General features: G+C 42.3%; 13 protein-coding genes. 6 read left to right on the forward strand and 7 right to left on the reverse strand.

Annotated features, from left to right (window positions below; translation table 11 throughout):
• Positions 1 to 42 precede the first annotated feature (42 nt).
• On the reverse strand, positions 43 to 2,814 hold the full coding sequence (locus ACMVDV_RS10095; protein ID WP_416158031.1) for a TonB-dependent receptor: 2,772 nt from the start codon (positions 2,812 to 2,814) through the stop codon (positions 43 to 45).
• Positions 2,815 to 3,150: 336 nt separating this feature from the next.
• Between ACMVDV_RS10095 and ACMVDV_RS10100 the strand changes: the two genes are divergently transcribed.
• From ACMVDV_RS10100 to ACMVDV_RS10110, 3 genes are all read left to right on the forward strand, one after another.
• Positions 3,151 to 4,071, forward strand: coding sequence for a GGDEF domain-containing protein (locus ACMVDV_RS10100; protein WP_416158032.1), 921 nt, complete (start codon positions 3,151 to 3,153; stop codon positions 4,069 to 4,071).
• On the forward strand, positions 4,068 to 5,093 hold the full coding sequence (locus tag ACMVDV_RS10105; RefSeq protein ID WP_182731522.1) for an AraC family transcriptional regulator: 1,026 nt from the start codon (positions 4,068 to 4,070) through the stop codon (positions 5,091 to 5,093). Before ACMVDV_RS10100 ends, ACMVDV_RS10105 begins: the two co-directional genes overlap by 4 nt.
• A 68-nt stretch (positions 5,094 to 5,161) precedes the next feature.
• Positions 5,162 to 5,650, forward strand: coding sequence for an ECF-type sigma factor (locus ACMVDV_RS10110; protein ID WP_416158033.1), 489 nt, complete (start codon positions 5,162 to 5,164; stop codon positions 5,648 to 5,650).
• 231 nt (positions 5,651 to 5,881) lie between these two features.
• Here ACMVDV_RS10110 and ACMVDV_RS10115 read toward each other — a convergent pair whose 3' ends face one another.
• Together ACMVDV_RS10115 and ACMVDV_RS10120 are read right to left on the reverse strand one after the other, a co-directional pair.
• Complete coding sequence (locus ACMVDV_RS10115) at positions 5,882 to 6,406, reverse strand: DUF1566 domain-containing protein (RefSeq protein WP_304184175.1); 525 nt, start codon at positions 6,404 to 6,406, stop codon at positions 5,882 to 5,884.
• 176 nt (positions 6,407 to 6,582) lie between these two features.
• Entirely contained in the window at positions 6,583 to 9,810 is a 3,228-nt protein-coding gene (locus ACMVDV_RS10120) for an InlB B-repeat-containing protein (protein WP_416158034.1), read from the reverse strand.
• A 389-nt stretch (positions 9,811 to 10,199) separates the two neighbouring features.
• Here ACMVDV_RS10120 and purU point away from each other — a divergent pair, with 389 nt between their 5' ends.
• Positions 10,200 to 11,030, forward strand: coding sequence for a formyltetrahydrofolate deformylase (gene purU / locus ACMVDV_RS10125; RefSeq protein ID WP_304184170.1), 831 nt, complete (start codon positions 10,200 to 10,202; stop codon positions 11,028 to 11,030).
• 76 nt (positions 11,031 to 11,106) lie between these two features.
• Here purU and ACMVDV_RS10130 read toward each other — a convergent pair whose 3' ends face one another.
• Positions 11,107 to 11,760, reverse strand: coding sequence for a response regulator transcription factor (locus ACMVDV_RS10130; protein WP_304184167.1), 654 nt, complete (start codon positions 11,758 to 11,760; stop codon positions 11,107 to 11,109).
• Positions 11,761 to 11,857: 97 nt separating this feature from the next.
• Entirely contained in the window at positions 11,858 to 13,798 is a 1,941-nt protein-coding gene (gene acs, locus ACMVDV_RS10135; RefSeq protein WP_416158035.1) for an acetate--CoA ligase, read from the reverse strand.
• A gap of 304 nt (positions 13,799 to 14,102) precedes the next feature.
• On the opposite strand from acs, the gene ACMVDV_RS10140 reads away from it, so the two are divergent.
• Positions 14,103 to 15,269 carry a DcaP family trimeric outer membrane transporter gene (locus ACMVDV_RS10140; protein ID WP_416158036.1) on the forward strand — a complete coding sequence of 389 codons (1,167 nt, stop codon included), beginning with the start codon at positions 14,103 to 14,105 and terminating at the stop codon, positions 15,267 to 15,269.
• A 198-nt stretch (positions 15,270 to 15,467) separates the two neighbouring features.
• On the opposite strand, the gene recA is transcribed toward ACMVDV_RS10140, so the two are convergent.
• The gene (gene recA, locus ACMVDV_RS10145) at positions 15,468 to 16,514 is read right to left on the reverse strand and encodes a recombinase RecA (protein WP_304184159.1); all 1,047 of its coding nucleotides are present in this window, start codon (positions 16,512 to 16,514) and stop codon (positions 15,468 to 15,470) included.
• A gap of 68 nt (positions 16,515 to 16,582) precedes the next feature.
• The gene (locus tag ACMVDV_RS10150) at positions 16,583 to 17,071 is read right to left on the reverse strand and encodes a CinA family protein (RefSeq protein WP_304184158.1); all 489 of its coding nucleotides are present in this window, start codon (positions 17,069 to 17,071) and stop codon (positions 16,583 to 16,585) included.
• 21 nt (positions 17,072 to 17,092) lie between these two features.
• Here ACMVDV_RS10150 and mutS point away from each other — a divergent pair, with 21 nt between their 5' ends.
• Positions 17,093 to 19,663, forward strand: coding sequence for a DNA mismatch repair protein MutS (gene mutS, locus ACMVDV_RS10155; protein ID WP_416158037.1), 2,571 nt, complete (start codon positions 17,093 to 17,095; stop codon positions 19,661 to 19,663).
• Positions 19,664 to 19,695 lie beyond the last annotated feature (32 nt).

Here is a 19,695-nt window from a genome sequence, read left to right on the forward strand (position 1 = left end):
CTCAACAATGAGCCTACTGTTAAGCAGGCTCATATGTTCACCTTACAAAGAAGAAAACGTAAAACCTAGCTCAAAGGTACGCCCGTAAGACTCATACTGATAGTTGTAACGCTTTTCACCGTGATACAAATACATCGGCTCATCAGTTAGGTTGGTAGCATTAAAGTACACATTCATGGTGTCGTTGAAATAGTATTTACTGCTAAAGTCCAGTTGCATATGGCTGTCTTCATAAACCGCCATATCCGCATCATCAAACTGGTAGCTTTCACTTTTATATGACGCACTTAAACGGGTACTAATGGCATTATTTTCATAGCCAACAATAATATTTGCCACAGTATCAGCTTGGTTTGGTAACTTGTCGTCGGCATCAATAAAGGTACCATTTGCGCCAAGCACAAATCCTGATTTAAAGGTTTTGTTCCAGTTTAACTCTATCCCCGTTAAGGACGCTTTACCGCCATTAACCATTTGCACTACTTCGTCAAAACCATCCCACTCGCCGTTATCTTGCACTTCTTGTTGAATAATAAAGTTGTCGATGTCTTTATAGAAAATACCCGCCGATAACACCCCAATATTACCTGGGTAGTATTCAATTGATGCGTCTAAGTTCATTGATTCGTACGGGTCTAAGTCAGGGTTACCCACTTCGGCTTTACGCTCGGTGACCTGCATGCCCTCGTCTTCTACGGTTTCAGTTTCAATTAATTGATACGCCGCCGAATCACTAAAGGTTGGCCGCGCGATAGTGTTGGTATAGGCAAAACGCGTTACCAATTTATCGCTAATGCTATAGCGTAAATTTAGGCTTGGTAAAAAGTAGTCGTAATCTTTACTTACTTGCCAAGGGGTGGTGGTAACCGTTTCAGTATCGTTAATTTCATCAACCACTAATTCAACTTGGTTACCGCTGGTATCAAATTGCGTGCCTTCATAGCGCACACCGGCAACAACATGTAAGTTATCAATATCCATGCTGATCATCGCATAGGCTGCGGTAATATCTTCATTACTTACATAACTTTCACCGTCAGATTCAACCTTTGATTCGTTACTATTAAAATCAAATGCCGCTTTATTTACCTTATAAAAAGCGTGGATTGCGCCGCGGTTAAGGCCAGGCCCAAAGCTGCCTAAATCAAAGTCAGGTTCAGGGGCTGCAAAGTCACTGCCCATCGCATCTAAAAAGCCACCATCATAAATCGATGCGTTAACGTCATTACGCTTTTCGCGATTTTGGTGTTTAAAACCAAATTTAAATTCACCGTTGTTATTTTGCCACACAAAGTCACGGCTAAAATCAAGTTTAAAGCTAAGCTCTTCATCTTCGCTGAGGTTGTTGGCCGCTTCAATTTTGTCCATCGCAAACAGGCTTAAATCATGGGCATTAGCCGATTGGCTCAGTACCGGCGTGTCAACACGAGCTATGTAGCCCATATCAATATCTTCACCAGCAAAGGTAACGTCTAAACGGTTTGGCTCTTTTTCTGCTGATTTTGAATACCCTACATTGTATTCAACAAACCAATTGTCTAATTGATTTTCGCCGCCGAGTACCATAGATAAGATACTCTGTTGTTCATAACGGTCTTTGGTATCGCGGTCCATTTCTGCACCGCTAAAATTAGCGCCGTCGCCGTTGCTATCAACTAATTTGCCGTCACTAAATTTATATTCATTGCGTTGGCGGAATTCATCATCAGAAAAATCACTGTAAAGTGTGCGTAAATAATACTTATCCATTGCACCACTGTGCAGATCTAAATTAAGGGCTGCACCTAAACGTTCACGAGTAATTTTATAATGGCGTTGCTCAATTTCTTCTGCACCAAATATTGCAACATCATCACCGCTTACGGCATCTTCAACATCAAATTCACTCCAACCACCGTCGGTTTCCATATTACGAGAACCAAAATCACGCTTAAACCACGAAATAGCTGTTGCTACACCTAGATCAAGACCACCATCAAGCTCATAAATATTGGTGTAGCTGCCCGATAGCTTAGGACTGGTTTTAGATTCTAGTTCGTTATACGAGCCTTGTGCAGTAAAGCTATAACTCTCACCCGCTCTGTCAAAGGCACTGAGGCTTTTAACTTCGATTGACCCACCAACGGCACTGGCATCCATATCTGGGGTAACGGTTTTACTTACCTCTAAACTTTGAATTAGTTCACTTGGTAGTACATCCATCGCTACAGAGCGAACACCCGCTTCAGGCGACGGTACATTTAAGCCGTTTACTGTGACGTTGTTTAAGTTAGGATCAATACCGCGAATACCAACAAACCGTCCTTCACCTTGGTCGCGGGCGATAAAAATACCCGGTAAACGTTGTAATGCCTCAGCGGCATTTTGATCAGGGAACTGGCCAATCGAGTCTGCACTAACCACTGATTTTAAATTAGTTGCGTTCTTTTGACGGTTAATTGCGCCTGCCTGACCAGCACTTTGGCCATAGACAATAATGTTATCCATGGCATCTTGTTGCGCACCAATAATAATTTGTTGGGTGAAAACCTGTGAATCCACCACCGTAATTTTTTGTTCTACCGATGGTGCCCCAATGTATTCAACCACTAAAGTGTAATCACCCGCTGGCAACTTATTAAATGAAAAAGAGCCATCGCGGTTACTAACGGTATTTAAGTTTAATTCTTTAACTGATACTTTCGCGCCGCCAAAATACACGCTTTGGCTGGCATCGGTAATACGGCCTTGTACACGGCCATCGGCTAAGGCTGGAGTCGCATATAAAATGCCACAACACGCTAATGCAATACTCGATTTAATAAAAGGGTTCATAATTGTTCTCTTGGTTGCTACTAGTGATTTTAATTATTTACTTGGCCATGCTTGGCTCGCAGCAACACCCTAAGGGGCAATCATGAAAGAAATATGTCAGCACTTACCGCAACACTGTTAATTCACTGTTGTTAGGCTTTTTTCAGCCGTTAAATACGCCAAAATGAGCTAATTTGACCCCCTATTTTTAGGTTTTTTTGATTCGAACATGAACAATAATCAGTTTGGAAACTTACCACCGTAAAAAATATGTCATCACTGTGAGCTAATCTGACCCTAGTGGTGTTTAAGCGGTTTGCTTATTCTGCCTATCAAATATGACCTATTGAGCTCAACATGAATTTATCGTTTTTAAAATTACATCGCTCATTACTGCTTATTTTAGTGGTGATGTTAACCAGCGTATTAACCCTGACACTGAGCTACGGTCACTACAAAGGCCATAGTCAGATAGATTGGTTTGATGTAGCTGGTGAAGGCGGTATTACTGCCATGACGCTATTGTGGATATTTTTTATTCTGCTAAGTAGGCCAAAGGGACGGGTAACCAACTTATTATTCTCAGGCCTTGCGATTATGAACCTGTCGATGACGCTCGATTTTATTGATGAGTTTGTCAGCTATAGCGAAGAGCAAGCATGGCTGAGTACCATAGAATCTATTCCCGCACCATTTGGCATGATTTTAATGACTATGGCTTTGTATCATTGGCACCAAGAGCAAATGACCATTAATCAACAATTACGTAATCGCGAACGCTTTTATCGAGAGCATCAACTCAGCGATGCCATTAGCGGCCTAGCCAGCGCCGATTATATGAAAAGCCAGATCAGCCGCGAGCTAAATTTGCTCCATCATAGCCTGCATGGGTTTTCATTACTGATGTTAGATATTGCCCAGTTTGATCGCTTTAATCGTCAATTTGGTGATGCCGAAGGCGATAAGCTGTTACAAGAGTTTGCTCAAGTGATCACCTTGAATGTACGTGAACAAGATTTAGTCTGCCGTTACGCCAGTGATTGCTTTATTGTCATGTTACCCAATACCGAACTCGCTGTTGCAGAGCGGCTAAGCGTATCGTTAGTCAGTGCTTTAGAAGCGTTTTCGTTTAATAGCAGCGACAAGGCAGTGACCTACAAACAAAAAGTACACACCAGTTTAGTAGCCGCAACGCACCGTGATTCGACCTCTGGTTTACTCAGTCAATTGCATCAAAAATTACTAACGAACAAAAACTTACATGGACATACTGCGTGAGTGCAAGCCTTAGTAACAGCAGTTATATCGACTCTCCTTATCAAGGTTTACAGTCATGGGCAGCGCAATTAGTTGATTTAGCCAAACACCGAGGGGTACACCCAGATAAGTTACTCAAAGGAACTCGATTATTTTATCAAGATTTTGCAGCTGGAACGGCTTCGATCAGTGTTGAGCAATTTTATCGATTACAAGAAAACTGTCGTCAATTTGATAATCAACACCAACTCAGTTTTTTACTAGGGCGAAAACTACTTAATCACAATCCGTTATATAGCGCATTTTCTCAAGCAGAAAGTTTACGCACACTGCAAAAACTACTCACACGCACTCCTTTGCATGGCTTTAACTTATTTAATGCCGAACATAAATACCATCAAGGCCGACATTACTTCATTATCAACCTCAGCTTCGGGGCAATAAATGCAGCCGTAGAACAATTTTGCTGCGAATTATTTGCCAGTTTTATCGCTGCAACATGTAAATGGCGAATAGGTAATAACAGTGATTTATGTTTTTCGTTTCCCTATGCGCAGCCCTCACACATAGAGCAATATCAAACTAACCTACAAGCCAACTGCAAGTTTTCACAACAATTATTTATGGTCAGTATTAGTGATGAACTTTATAACAAACACTTAATAGATAGCTGTCCGAGCCTGCTGCAGCAATCATTAGCAACCATAAAGCAGCACCCTTTACCCGCTGCGCCTTGGCTGCAATTAGTGCGCAATCATATTAGTGCTCAACCACAACAAAACCTCGAAACAGTTGCCCAGCATTTCGCTATGAGCCCCGCCACTTTTAAGCGAAAACTAAAACAACATCATACTCGTTTTAGCGCCTTGCAAGATTGTATCAATCGCCAAACCGCGGTGTTTAATATCGCCACTTTAGCGCAAAGTAACGAAACCCTAGCAGGCGAACTTAACTTTAGCGACTTAACTAACTTTCGCCGCGCATTTAAACGCTGGACTGGGACGACTCCCTCACAGCTGAGAGAATTGATTAACGAACATTAAGTTAACACTTGTAATTAAAGTCCCGCAAATGTACCTTATTAATTGAAATATCGAAATAAGGAAGATCGATGCAGGCATCATTAGAAGATCTAATCAATGGCTGGCAAAATGGTTGCCCGCAAAGTGCTGATGAACTTAAAGCTCGGCTTTACTACCACCTGAAACAAGTTTGTCATGTACATTTAGAAGGTTACCGTAATGAAATCGATTCAACCTATGTATTGCAGCACTTACCGCATACTGGATCGCTACTACATCAATCACTTATTGAGTTAATTCCGCCACAACAAAGCATTAATCACCAAACACAATTTAATACTTATTTAAGTGTATTTATCCGTAATATTTTACGCGATGAAATTCGCAAGTTTCAAACTAAAAAACGCACCCCTAGTGAGATCAACTCAACACAAAGTGTTGACCAAATAAAGCATCAAGAAGATTTTTTAGCCTTAGATAGCGCATTAAATCATTTAGAAAAAAGCCACCCACAAAAAGCGCAAATTTGGCATCCACAAACTCTGGCAAAAAGGCTACTACGACCACTTAATCCGTGATGAAAACGATTTAATAAACCAAGCCCGTTATATCGTTGCAAATCCATTAAGAGCAAAATTAGTAACAACCGTCGCCAATTACCCCTATTGGGATTGCATTTACCTCCCGTAGCCGCGACTTTACGTCGCGTAATCTTTTAAGAATTCACACCCGTCGGATATATCCGACGCGATGTAAAATCGCTGCTACGTTTAAACGCGGGGTAAACCCGCTACTACCAAAAATCAAAATTACTGTCTGGCTCGCACCAACCGCACATGGAAATCGTTGCCCTTATAGTAGTAGAAAACAAAGCCAATACCGACATTGACGCCCAATGCGTAATTGCTATAGTCGGCATAGGGCGACGACGACCAAAAATGATTAGCTGGCGTATCTGGGAAAATAGCCTCATTTATAATCGGGTTATAACAACGCTGCTCTAAAATAGAGGCCAATTCATTTTTATTTGGTACTCGCCAATCACTGTAACCCGCATACGCAGTACCGTTTTGAGCTAAGGCTTGCTGCCAAGTAAAACCACTTGCATCACCGGTACAGCTTTCATCTTCCCATGTTTGCCCAATGCTGCAGCGCATCCACATTAAGCCTGTAGTATTGTGCGTAACCGTGCCGTTATCATGGAGTGTAAAATCACTACTGGGCGTACTATAGGGAATAGCTGTATTTTCATTAGTACAACTGCCATTGGCTATAGCATTACCTAAGAAACACAGGCTAACCAAGCCAGTGGTAAGTTTAAGTATGGTATTCATTATTTCTCCTTACTCATATTATAAGCTTGCCCTTTAAGCTTTTGGCTATCGTGTGTTGCAATGAGGGTTTTATAGCGCTCCATACATCCAACTCTTTAAAGTTCATCCGCACACTCCGTATCTGTCAGGTGTTAACATCAATGACTCGATGATTCATTAAATCAGTGATCATTTTTTTAGGGTCTGGCTCGCACCAACCGCACATGGAAACCGTCGTCCTTAAAGACGTAGCGAACAATACCATGGCCGAAATCGACGCTCCATGCGCCATAGATTATTTCGGCATAGGGCGACGACGACCAAAACAAACTTGACCGAGTTTGCGGGAAGTACTGCGTGTCAATCGCTGGATTTTTAGTGCCATTGTCCACAATGCCCATTAGCTCTAATCGTGTTGGCATACGCCAATCGCTGGCACCACATAAACTTTGTATGTTCACTCGCTCAACATACGCGAAGGTATTGCAGTAACTAGCTTCGTTATTGACATCATAACCGTAGCAAATATCGCCACCGTAATCTTGGTAGCCAGGGCTTCCGCCATTGCTGTTGCTATTAGGGTTATACCAATTATAACGGTCGTTTTTATCATGCAGGCCGCCGTCATCGGTTTTTACTTCCCATATTAGCCCTGTGTGATTATCGCGCACGCACGACCATGTTGTTGCAGATTCTGGTAAGTCATTGCCATTGACATCCAACTTAGTTAAGTCAAACCCAGCATTACCACCACCGACTTTTTTAAGTGTGCCCGCTTTGGCTTTTGCATCACGGCCGTGCTCGGCGTCTTGCCCCCCGTAACCGTAACCGGTAACCGGGCAGTCAAGGTTGTTGTTAATGTCATCAGCACACCACGTTATGCCGGTGTCATTCAATGGAATGGTAATATTTATTTGTGTTGTGATGGCTAATTTATTGCTCACATCTGACTCAGTGCCTGTTATGTGGCTTGTCATTATAATGTAGTACGTTGTATTACTTTGTAAGTTGGTAAGTTCATGCGTAGTAGTTGATGTATCAAACTCTACTTTAACCCCACCGAAGTCGTTGTAGTTATCCGGCGTTATAGCTTCACTTGTTGCATGGTAAAGGGTATACCCTGCGATATTGTCTAAGCTATCCCAGCTAACAGTAATACTCTGAACTGAAGCTTGTGCAGTAATTATGGGAGCTTTAGGTATAATTTTAAACTCAGCAGTTACTGAACATTGCGAAGTAATCAATCCTGTAGTAAAAACACTTTCAACCAATCCCCCTTCACAGCCATATACGCGTTCTATCATATAGCCTTCGTCAGTTGTTACACTAACTTGCGCGCTACTGCCATAATTAACACTTTGTGCTGTAGGAGTAACTGCACCACCTTCACCAGCACTGGCGCTTACTGTGTAGCTATTAATACTAAAACTAGCTTGCACTTGGCAATTTGCCGTCACAGCACCTGTGGTGTAAGTGTTTCCATTTAAACTGCCGCTACACCCTGTTACCGCGTCAATGCTGTAACCTTCTTTTGGTGTAATTGTAATTTGCGCACTGCTACCATGATTTACGCTTTGTGTGGCAGGGCTAACTGCTCCACCTTCACCTGCACTGGAGCTTACTGTATAACTATTAATGCTAAAACTGGCTTGTACTTGGCAATTTGCCGTTACTGCACTTGTGGTGTAAGTGTTGCCATTTAAGCTGCCGCTACAGCCTGTAACCCCGTCAATGCTGTAACCTTCGTTTGGTGTAATTGTAATTTGAGCGCTACTGCCATGGTTTACGTTTTGCGTGGCGGGGTTAACCGTACCACCCTCGCCCGCACTGGCGGTTACTGTGTAGCTATCAATACTAAAACTAGCTTGTACTTGGCAATTTGCCGTTACTGCACTTGTAGTATAAGTGTTGCCATTCAAGCTGCCACTACAGCCAGTAACATTGGCAATACTGTAACCTTCATTTGGTGTCACTATTAGGCTTGCTTGCTGCCCAATATTAAGTTCTTGGCTCATGGGCGAAATACTGCCCCCCATACCTGCCTGTGCAGTCACGAGTACTATTTGAGGGTCAAATGTTGCGCGCACCTCACATGCAGCAGTAATAATACCTGTAGTATATATATTACCTGCTAGTGACCCATTACAGCCTTGGACTGACTCGATATTATGATCATCATCCGCTGTAACGGTAAATGTTAGAGTATCTCCATAAGAAGCCAGCTGCTCGAGTGGCGATATTTGCCCGCCTTCGCCCGCTTGAGCTGCAACTAAAAATGACGTAAGTGAGTACTCTGCTGATATTTCACAGTTTTGTGTAATTGCTGCCGTTTGATAACTGGTTCCATTTAAATTGCCGTTACACCCTGTTACACTTTCAAGGGTATAACCTGCATCAGTTGAAATAGTAAATAATGCCGTATCACCATGAGCCACTGCTAGACTCTCTGGCGTTATAGCTCCTCCGGCTGACTGGTTTATAGTGATAGTGTGCATTTTTACTACAGCTGGGCCGCCAGGATCTTTAATAACACCATTTATTACGCCATCACTATCGCCGGCCCCACCATCGGTTAAAGTTAATGTAAGTGTTAATCTGTCCTCACTTACTGCTACGTTTTCTTGGTCTAATGTTTGCCATTGTTGCTCTATTAATTTTTGATAAGTAAATTGTGTAGGTAATGGGTTTTCATAGGTTATTTGCAGCTCGATGGTTTGCCCTGCTTCGGTTGCAATATCAACGGCTAGTAAATCTCGTTCAAATTCAAGTGAACTATTCAAGGCTGGTAACTCAGGATTTGATGGTTCCATAATCCCTTTACTTGACGATAAAATGATCCCTTTACCATCTAGCACTGTTACATTAACTTGTGCTTCATTTTCACCACTAAATACTTGGCTTGTTGGTAACGTTGTTGCTGTTATTTGGCAGTCAGCTGTGAGTGCATCAACTTTGTACAGCTCGCCATTCAATACCCCATTACAACCTGTTATTTCATCTAATAAATAACCTGAACTTAATTCATAGTTAATTACTACAGAATCCCCATAAACGTAATCATTTTGATCTGCATAAAGTGAAATATACTCATCGCTCTTAAATGTGACATTAATTGCTCTTGCTTCAAATTTCGCGGTTACTTGGCATGATTGTGCTGCATTTTCAATAGTGTAGATATTGTTGCTATATGTACCGTTACACCCTTCAACGCTGGCAACTTGGTACCCTTGTTCAGGCTGTAGTTCAAATGTGCCACTCTCCCCCTGCTTTAAAACAAGGCTTGTAGGTTGTAGCTGCCCTTCACCTTCAACATTGGTAGTTATAGTGTAACTTTGTATGGTTGTTTGATTTGTTGTTTTATTGTCATCACTACCACCACAGGCGGTAAGCAAAGCACACAATACAAATAACGCACTATTTTTCATGTCAGTTCCTTGAAGACTTAATAGGTAATTACATTAATTTTTGTTAGTGACTAACAGCGTAAACATTAAGGTGATAATAAAAACGCCGTGTTTAATAATTCAATTATAAAAGCAAATTAACAACATAACACTAACCTGTGAGCAATGAAATTTACACACATGTATTTTGTTTGAAATTCACTCAAAACAATTAAATATTTTTATCGGAAGTGAAATCAACGCGACTTAAAGTCTGCTACGGGGTTAATTTAACGCATCCCGCGCTCTTAAGATTTACCCCGCATCGGATAATAACCATGAGTAATAATCAATTACTTGATAAAGCCCTTGCAATAGTGACAAATTAACAAATAATGGAGCCACTGTTCACGGGATTAGAATGAGGAAAAATGAACACGATACTAACCACGCAATGTGCGGATGCCGTAGGCTTAATAGCGAAAATCACCGGACTTTGTCATCAGCATAATTTAAATATTACCCGCAATAATGAATTTGTAGATAAAGATGCTAAGCGCTTTTTTATGCGCACTGAATTAACCGGCCAACCACATGCTGATTTTTTAAATCAATTACAGGCTTTACTGCCCGATGGCGCGCAATTAGCACTGCACACTGACGAGAAAACTAAAGTGGTGTTATTAGCGACTAAAGAAGCCCACTGCTTAGGCGGCGTATTACTAAAACAATTTGAGCAAGCACTGAATATTGAAGTACTGGCTGTGATCGCTAATTACCCTGACTTAGCGCCATTGGCGAAGGGCTTTGAGGTGCCGTTTCATGTGGTAAGCCATGAAGGGCTATCACGCGCTGAACACGACCTGCAAGTGGGTGACTTAATTGCCAGCTACAATCCCGATATCATTGGCCTTGCCAAATATATGCGGATTTTAAGCCCTGAATTTGTAGGCCGCTTTGACGGTAAAATTATCAATATTCATCATTCTTTTTTGCCAGCATTTATCGGTGCTAAGCCATATCACCAGGCATTTGAACGGGGTGTAAAGATCATTGGTGCAACGGCGCACTTTGTTAATAATGAGCTTGATGAAGGGCCGATTATTATGCAAGACGTCACCCATGTAAACCATGCGAATACCGCGGAAATGATGGCTAAAATGGGCAAAGATGTAGAGAAAACCGTGTTTTGTAAAGCACTGCAATTAGCATCAGAACATAAGCTATTTATTAATGGTAACCGAACCGTCGTATTTAGCTAAGCTTTAGAAATAGAGTAGAATGAAGAGGCGCAACGCCTCTTTATTTTTATTATTATTGACTACTTTTATACTGTACTTAGTGTGTTTGCTCGATGGGTTCGAGTTGTAATTTTGCAGCGATTAACACCGCTTGCGTGCGGTTATACACGCCAAGCTTACGGAATATCGCGGTGATGTGCGCTTTGATCGTTGCTTCTGAAATATGTAGTTCATAGGCGATCTGTTTATTCAACAAACCTTCGTGCAAGTACTGCAGCACTTTATATTGCTGTGGGGTGAGTGAGGCAACTTGAGCGGCGATTTCTTTATCTTCGTTGGTAACGCTCGCTACTTTGTCTTTAAGCTCGGGTGGTAGCCATACATCGCCATCGAGTATTTGATTAATTGCTCCGGCAATATCATCTGATGATGAAGATTTAGGAATGAATCCCATCGCCCCATAGCTCATTACTTTTGAAACAATATTGATATCTTCACTGCCAGAGACAACGGCAATCGGTAAACTTGGGTAATCTTCACGAATGCGAATTAGGCCATATAAATCGCCACTACCTGGCATATGTAGGTCTAGTAATAAGATATCTAAATCTTCTTGTTCACTTAACACCTGCAATGTTGTTGCAAAATTTTCTGATTCGAAAACTTCTAAGTCGTCAAACTTTGCAGTTAATGCCCCTTTTAGTGCTTCGCGAAATAACGGGTGGTCATCCGCTATTAAAAACTGACTCATGGTTCACTCCTAATGAATTCGGCTGCCATCTATCGAATAGCTGACAGCCGATATACTACGTTTAGAATCAACTTCTAATCAAGTTTTTAACGCATATTTAACGATTTAATCGGTTCTCGATTAATTCATCAACCACACCTGGGTCTGCAAGTGTTGAGGTATCACCTAGTTGCTCGTGCTCATTTGCAGCGATCTTACGTAAAATACGGCGCATGATCTTACCTGAGCGAGTTTTCGGTAAACCGGGTGACCATTGGATCATATCTGGCGAAGCAATTGGGCTAAGCTCTTTACGAACCCAGTTACGTACTTCTTTGGTTAATTCGTCACTGACCGTTACACCTTCGTTTGGCGTAAGGTAAACATAAATACCTTGGCCTTTAATATCGTGCGGGTAACCTACTACAGCGGCTTCGGCAACCGCAGGGTGAGCAACCAATGCACTTTCAATTTCGGCAGTACCTAAGCGATGTCCTGATACGTTTAGCACGTCATCAACACGGCCGGTGATCCAGTAGTAACCATCTTCATCACGGCGACAACCGTCACCCGTGAAGTACACACCCGGATAAGCTGAGAAATAAGTTTGTTCAAAACGTTCATGATCGCCGTAAACAGTACGAGCTTGTGATGGCCAGCTATCAAGAATAACTAAATTCCCATCAACTGCGCCTTCCAAAGTGTTACCTTCTGCATCAAATAGTGCGGGCGCAATACCAAAGAATGGGCGAGTTGCGGAACCTGGTTTCATATCCGTCGCGCCAGGTAAAGGCGTGATCATGATGCCACCGGTTTCGGTTTGCCACCAAGTATCGACAATTGGGCAGTTACTCTTACCAATGCTTTCGTAATACCAAGTCCACGCTTCTGGATTGATTGGCTCACCCACCGAGCCCAAAATACGTAGGCTATCGCGGTTTGAAGTTGCTGTTGGCTCATCGCCTTTCGCCATCAGTGCACGAATTGCCGTTGGTGCTGTATATAGAATAGTCACCTTGTGCTTATCAACCACTTCACCCATACGCCCTGCGGTTGGATACGTTGGTACACCTTCAAATAAGACTTGCGTACAGCCATTAACTAATGGGCCGTATGCTATATAGCTGTGACCTGTGATCCAGCCCACATCGGCGCTACACCAAAAGATATCATCTTCTTTTAGATCAAACACATATTCGTGAGTCATCGATGCATATACTAAATAACCACCAGTCGTATGAACCACCCCTTTAGGCTGACCTGTTGAACCTGAAGTGTAAAGAATAAAGAGTGGATCTTCTGCATTCATCGGCTCTGGTGCACACTCTGCGGCTTGATCAGCAACTAAATCATGCCACCATACATCATGTTCATGCCATTGTACGTCGCCACCAGTTAACTGATGAACAACCACGTGCTCGATAGTGGTTACCGATTCTTGCGCTACGGCTTCATCAACATTGGCTTTTAGTGGCACAGTATTACCTGCACGGCGGCCTTCGTCAGAAGTAATGACAATTTTAGCGCCTGAATCTTTAATCCGATCTGCAATTGCTGATGGTGAGAAACCACCAAAAACCACAGAGTGAATGGCGCCTAAACGCGCACATGCTTGCATTGCATAAACAGCTTGCGGTGACATGGGCATGTAAATCGCGATACGATCGCCTTTTTTCACACCGAGTTTTTTCAAACCGTTGGCAAATTTTGCCACTTCGTCATGCAGTTGTTGATAAGAAATATGTTCACTTTGCGATGGATCGTCACCTTCCCAAATTAAAGCGGTTTTATCTGCTTTAGTCGCAAGGTGACGGTCAATACAGTTATAGGAAGCATTTAGTTCGCCATCTTCATACCATTTAATACTGATATGGCCTTTATCAAAAGAGGTGTTTTTCACTTTCGTGAAAGGTGTTGACCAATCGAGACGTTTACCGTGCTCTGCCCAAAAACCTTCAGGGTCATCAATAGATTGCTTGTAAAGTGTATTATATTTATCGTTATCAACTAAGGCTGCATTCTTGATCTGTGCAGGAACTGGATAGATACTTTGTGACATACTCGTCTCCATTTTAATTACTTGCCTAAGGCCTATCTTAAGGATCACTCAGCATAGCGAACGAAAGTATTAGACCTTAGTTGTATTATCTTTGATTTATTTCTATGTACCCAAACATACTTTCAAATATTAAGTTTTTGCACTATTAATACAAGGTGTTAATGATTTGGTTGCGTTACAAAGCAACCTGCCACCTTAGTCTAATAGACCAATAGGTAATTGAGTAAAGAGCATACTTAATCAAAAGTGGTATCACAACATAATTACAATAATGCAACAAGTAGCCCAGAATAGGACTTTGACTATGACAACTAAAGCAATAGCATTAAAAACACTTACCGCCACTGCCGTACTGTGCGCACTGACAGCCACAGCTCAGGCAGCAACCATTGGTGGCACTGATGTTACTTATGGCGGTTATGTAAAACTCGACGCAATGCGGAGTGATTATTCAGCGGGTGCGCCTGCTGGTACAAGCGTTGGCCGTGACTTTTATGTTCCAAGCACAACCCCTGTTGGTAACGATGACAACTCAGATGCAGTATTTGATATGCACGCACGTGAATCTCGCTTTAACTTTGGCACTGCGACATTATTAGATAACGGTAAAACCGTTAAAACACATATAGAGCTCGATTTTTTAGCCTCGGCGCCAGGTGGTAACGAACGTGTTTCTAATTCATATTCTCCGCGTATTCGCCATGCCTTTATTTCCTATGACGGCTGGTTATTTGGTCAAACATGGTCAAACTTTCAAAACGTAGGCGCATTACCAGAGGCTCTTGATTTTATAGGCCCAGCAGAAGGCACTGTATTTGTGCGTCAATCTCAAATTAAATACACCACGGGCGCATGGTCTTTCTCTTTAGAAAATCCAGAAAGCACAATTACTACAGCAGGTGGTGGAATGGCAGTAACCGATGATGCCTCATTGCCTGATTTTACTGCACGCTACACACACAAAGCAGATTGGGGTAACTTTGTCGTTGCTGCACTTGCTCGCCAATTAACATATAAAGTTGGCGGTGTTGATGCCGATGAAACCTCATTTGGTATCAGTGCATCGGGTATGGTGAAGTTTGGTGAAGACAACCTTAAATTTATGCTTACCCAAGGTAAAGGTTTAGGTCGCTATGTTGGCGTTAATGTAGCACATGGTGCGGTACTCAACGGTAATGATTTAGATGCGATTGATTCAACGTCTGGTTTTATCGCTTATCAACATAAATGGAACAGCAAATGGCGTTCGACCTTTTTATACTCGTTTTTCTCAGCCGATAACAACACAGACTTACTTTCAATTTCAGGTGATCCGACCGAGTCTAGTCAAAGCTATAGCGCAAACATTCTATACTCACCGGTTAAACGCTTAACCTTTGGTGCTGAGTTTAAACATGCAGAGCGTGAACTAGAAAGTGGCGTAGATGGCGATATGGACCGCTTACAGTTCTCAGTGAAATACGCATTCTAAGTTAAAAATAAAATTATATTACTTCCTTAAGCGGCTTTGGCCGCTTTTTTTATTGCCTGTGATATATCTTATCAAAGATCAATAATCTACACTCAATTGGATTAAGGTCTTGGCTGTTATAAACACAAAAAAGCCGCTAAATAATTTAGCGGCTTTTTTACGATTAAGCTCGGGTCAAATCGCGCTTATTCAATACCTTTAAAGCTCAGCATCATCTGCTAGTAAAGCATCTTCAACATCGTCAGGCTTGATTGTCGCTTTTAATAACAACATGTCACGTAACTTACCTTCAATCTCATTTGAAATCTCAGGGTTCTCTTTTAAGAACTTGATTGAGTTAGACTTACCTTGACCAACTTTATTACCATTGTAGCTGTACCAAGCACCTGCTTTTTCAACCAACTTATGCTTAACGCCTAAATCAATTAGCTCACCATGTTTAGAGATACCTTCACCATACATGATAATAAATTCAGCTTGTTTAAACGGTGGAGCAACTTTGTTTTTCACCACTTTAACGCGGGTTTCGTTACCCACCACTTCATCACCCTCTTTAACAGAGCCGATACGACGAATATCTAAACGTACTGACGCGTAGAATTTAAGTGCGTTACCGCCGGTAGTGGTTTCAGGGTTACCAAACATAACACCAATTTTCATACGGATTTGGTTAATGAAAATACATAAAGTGTTAGAACGTTTGATATTACCGGTTAGCTTACGTAATGCTTGTGACATTAAACGTGCTTGTAGACCCATGTGCGAATCGCCCATGTCGCCTTCAATTTCGGCTTTTGGTGTTAATGCAGCAACCGAGTCGACCACAACCACGTCAACCGCGCTTGAGCGTACTAACATGTCGCAGATCTCTAGCGCTTGCTCACCGGTATCTGGTTGGGAAACTAATAATTCATCAATGTTCACGCCTAATTTTTGAGCGTAAATTGGATCAAGTGCGTGCTCAGCATCAACGAATGCACAGGTTTTACCTTCTTTTTGTGCTTCAGCAATAACTTGTAATGTTAGCGTGGTTTTACCTGATGATTCAGGGCCATATATCTCAACAATACGTCCCATAGGTAAACCACCTATGCCTAATGCGATATCAATGCCCAGAGAGCCCGTTGATATAGCGTCAATATCTAACGCTTTGTTGTCACCCAATTTCATAATTGAGCCTTTACCAAATTGACGTTCAATTTGAGATAAAGCAGCGTCCAATGCTTTTTGTTTGTTATCGTTCATTTTACTCTCCAAATCCAGCTAATGCAGACAAGTATACTGTATGAAATCACAGTATCAAGCTAATTTTATCAATTTATCTTTTCTATAATAGTTTTTAAAGAATAAACAATGGCTTGCAGCCTAACTTGCGCTCTATCACCAGCAAATAGTTGTTGACTCGGATACTGTTTATCGCCAATTTGAACACAAAACCATACTAAACCCACGGGTTTTTCTGCACTGCCACCACCAGGGCCTGCAATACCCGATACCGCAACCGAAATATCAGCCCCAGCGGCCTTGCAAGCACCGGCCGCCATTTGCAACACTGTTTGCTCGCTCACTGCGCCATATAAAGCTAAGGTTTGCTCTGCAACACCCAGTAAATCCTGCTTTGCTTGATTACTGTAAGTGACGAATGCACGGTCAATATACGCCGAGCTACCAGGGGTATCTGTTAGCGCATAACTGACTCCTCCACCAGTACATGATTCAGCACTAGTGATCCATAAGCGTTTATCCGTTAAAATAGCCCCTAATTGTGCAGCAAGTGTTTTAATCTCTTGATGTAATTCCATATTCAGCCTTTGGGTAAATACATGTCGTTCGATCTTTATGCACCACACACTATAAGTCAACAAACGCCAATGATGCAGCAGTATCTAAAAATAAAATCTGAGCATCGTGATATTTTAATGTTTTATCGCATGGGTGACTTTTACGAGCTATTTTTTGATGATGCTAAGCGCGCTGCGCAACTGCTTGATATTTCACAAACTCACCGTGGTAAAGCCGGCGGCGATCCTATTCCGATGGCAGGCGTCCCCTATCATGCGGTAGAAAACTATTTAGCCCGCTTAGTACAAATGGGTGAATCAGTAGCCATATGTGAGCAAATAGGCGACCCTGCGACCAGTAAAGGGCCTGTTGAACGTAAAGTGGTACGTATTGTTACCCCTGGGACTATTTCTGATGAAGCATTATTACAAGAGCGCCAAGATAATTTACTGACCAGCGTTTGGCAAAGTAAAAAAGGTGTATTTGGGGTTGCCTACTTAGATATTAACTCAGGTCGTTTTAATATTGTTGAAGTAAATACTGAAGAAGCATTCAGTTCAACCTTACAGCGCTTAGCACCGGCAGAATTACTCTATAGCGAAGACTTTGCCAACTTTCATTTAATTGAGCATATCAAAGGTATTCGTCGTCGCCCTGAGTGGGAGTTTGATTTAGACACCGCCCAACATTTGTTATGCGAGCAGTTTGGTACTAAAGATTTAGTCGGTTTTGGGGTTGATAAAGCCACAGCGGCACTGGTTGCAGCAGGCTGCCTAATGCAGTACGTAAAAGATACCCAGCGTATTGCCCTTCCCCATATTCGCGCCATCACTTTAGAGCATAACGAACATGCGGTGATCTTAGATGCCGCCACCCGTAAAAACTTAGAGCTGACAGTCAATCTTTCTGGCGGTTTTGAAAACACCTTAGCACAAGTACTTGATAAAACAGCAACAACGATGGGCTCACGGCTATTAAAGCGTCGTATTCATACGCCAATACGTTCTAAACCTGAGCTTAACGCTCGCCTTAATGCCATTAGTGCCATTATCGACGTACAGCTGTGTGGTGAGCTACATGAGTCATTAAAACAAATAGGTGATATTGAGCGTGTTATTGCTCGTTTAGCCTTGTGGACCGCTCGTCCACGTGATTTAACCCGTTTGCGCAGTGCACTGCAAGCCCTTGCACCATTACACCAATTATTAACCGATGCCAGCGATCCACGTATTAGTCAAATCGTTGCGCAATCTCCTGAATTACCTGAGTTACAGCAATTACTCGAACAAGCCGTGATTGAAAACCCACCGGTACTTATTCGTGATGGCGGTGTAATTGCCCCAGGTTACAACAGTGAACTCGATGAGTGGCGTTCACTCAGTCAAGGCGCTACCGACATTCTTGAACAACTCGAACAGCGCGAGCGTGAACGCACCGGTATTAGCACCCTTAAAATCGGTTATAACCGCGTGCATGGCTTTTTTATTGAAGTAAGTCGTGCCAATGCCCATTTAGTGCCCGCTGATTATATTCGTCGCCAAACGCTTAAAAATAATGAACGTTATATAATTCCTGAGCTTAAAGAGCACGAAGACAAGGTACTAGGCAGCCAATCAAAAGCACTGGCGCTTGAAAAACAGCTATACGAACAACTGTTTGAGTTTATTGCTCCACACATTGAGCAGCTGCAAATGATGGCTGCCGCACTGGCAGATTTAGATGTGCTAAATAACTTAGCTGAGCGTGCGATTGCGCTTAATTATGCTAAACCTGAACTTTGTGATAGTGACGATATCAGCATCAAGCAAGGCCGCCACCCAGTGGTTGAACAAGTCATGAAAGACCCATTCATAGCCAACCCTGTAGAACTTAATGCACAGCGTAAAATGCTGATCATCACAGGGCCAAATATGGGTGGTAAATCAACCTATATGCGCCAAACTGCACTGATTGTGTTAATGGCACACATTGGTAGCTTTGTACCAGCAGACAGCGCTAAGATTGGCAATATCGACCGTATATTTACACGTATTGGCGCCAGCGATGACTTAGCATCAGGGCGTTCAACTTTTATGGTCGAGATGACGGAAACCGCCACTATACTTAACAATGCCACTGCACAATCACTCGTGCTAATGGATGAAATTGGCCGTGGCACCAGTACTTACGATGGTCTATCACTGGCTTATGCAACAGCGGATCATTTAGCATCAAAAATATCGGCAAAAACCTTGTTTGCCACCCATTATTTTGAATTAACCGAACTTGCCGAGCAACAAGCAGGACTGGTGAATGTTCATTTAGATGCAATAGAGCATAACGACACCATTGCCTTTATGCATACGGTACTTGATGGCGCTGCAAGCAAAAGCTTTGGTTTGCAAGTAGCAGCGCTTGCTGGGGTGCCAAAAGCCGTGATCAAACAAGCTAAGCAAAAGCTTAAAATGCTCGAAAATCATCAGCCAGTTACTGCCGATATTAATGCAGTACAGCCCTCATTATTTGCAGTTGAACCATCACTGATAGAAGCACAACTCGCTGAAATTGATGTCGATGACTTAAGCCCGCGTCAAGCCCAAGATTTACTTTATAAATTAAAAGCATTACTTTAATTATTTGATTGAGCAAAAAAATAGCTGAAGAG

This window comes from Pseudoalteromonas sp. ASV78 (genome assembly GCF_047806705.1).
Classification (GTDB): Bacteria; Pseudomonadota; Gammaproteobacteria; order Enterobacterales; family Alteromonadaceae; genus Pseudoalteromonas; species Pseudoalteromonas prydzensis_A.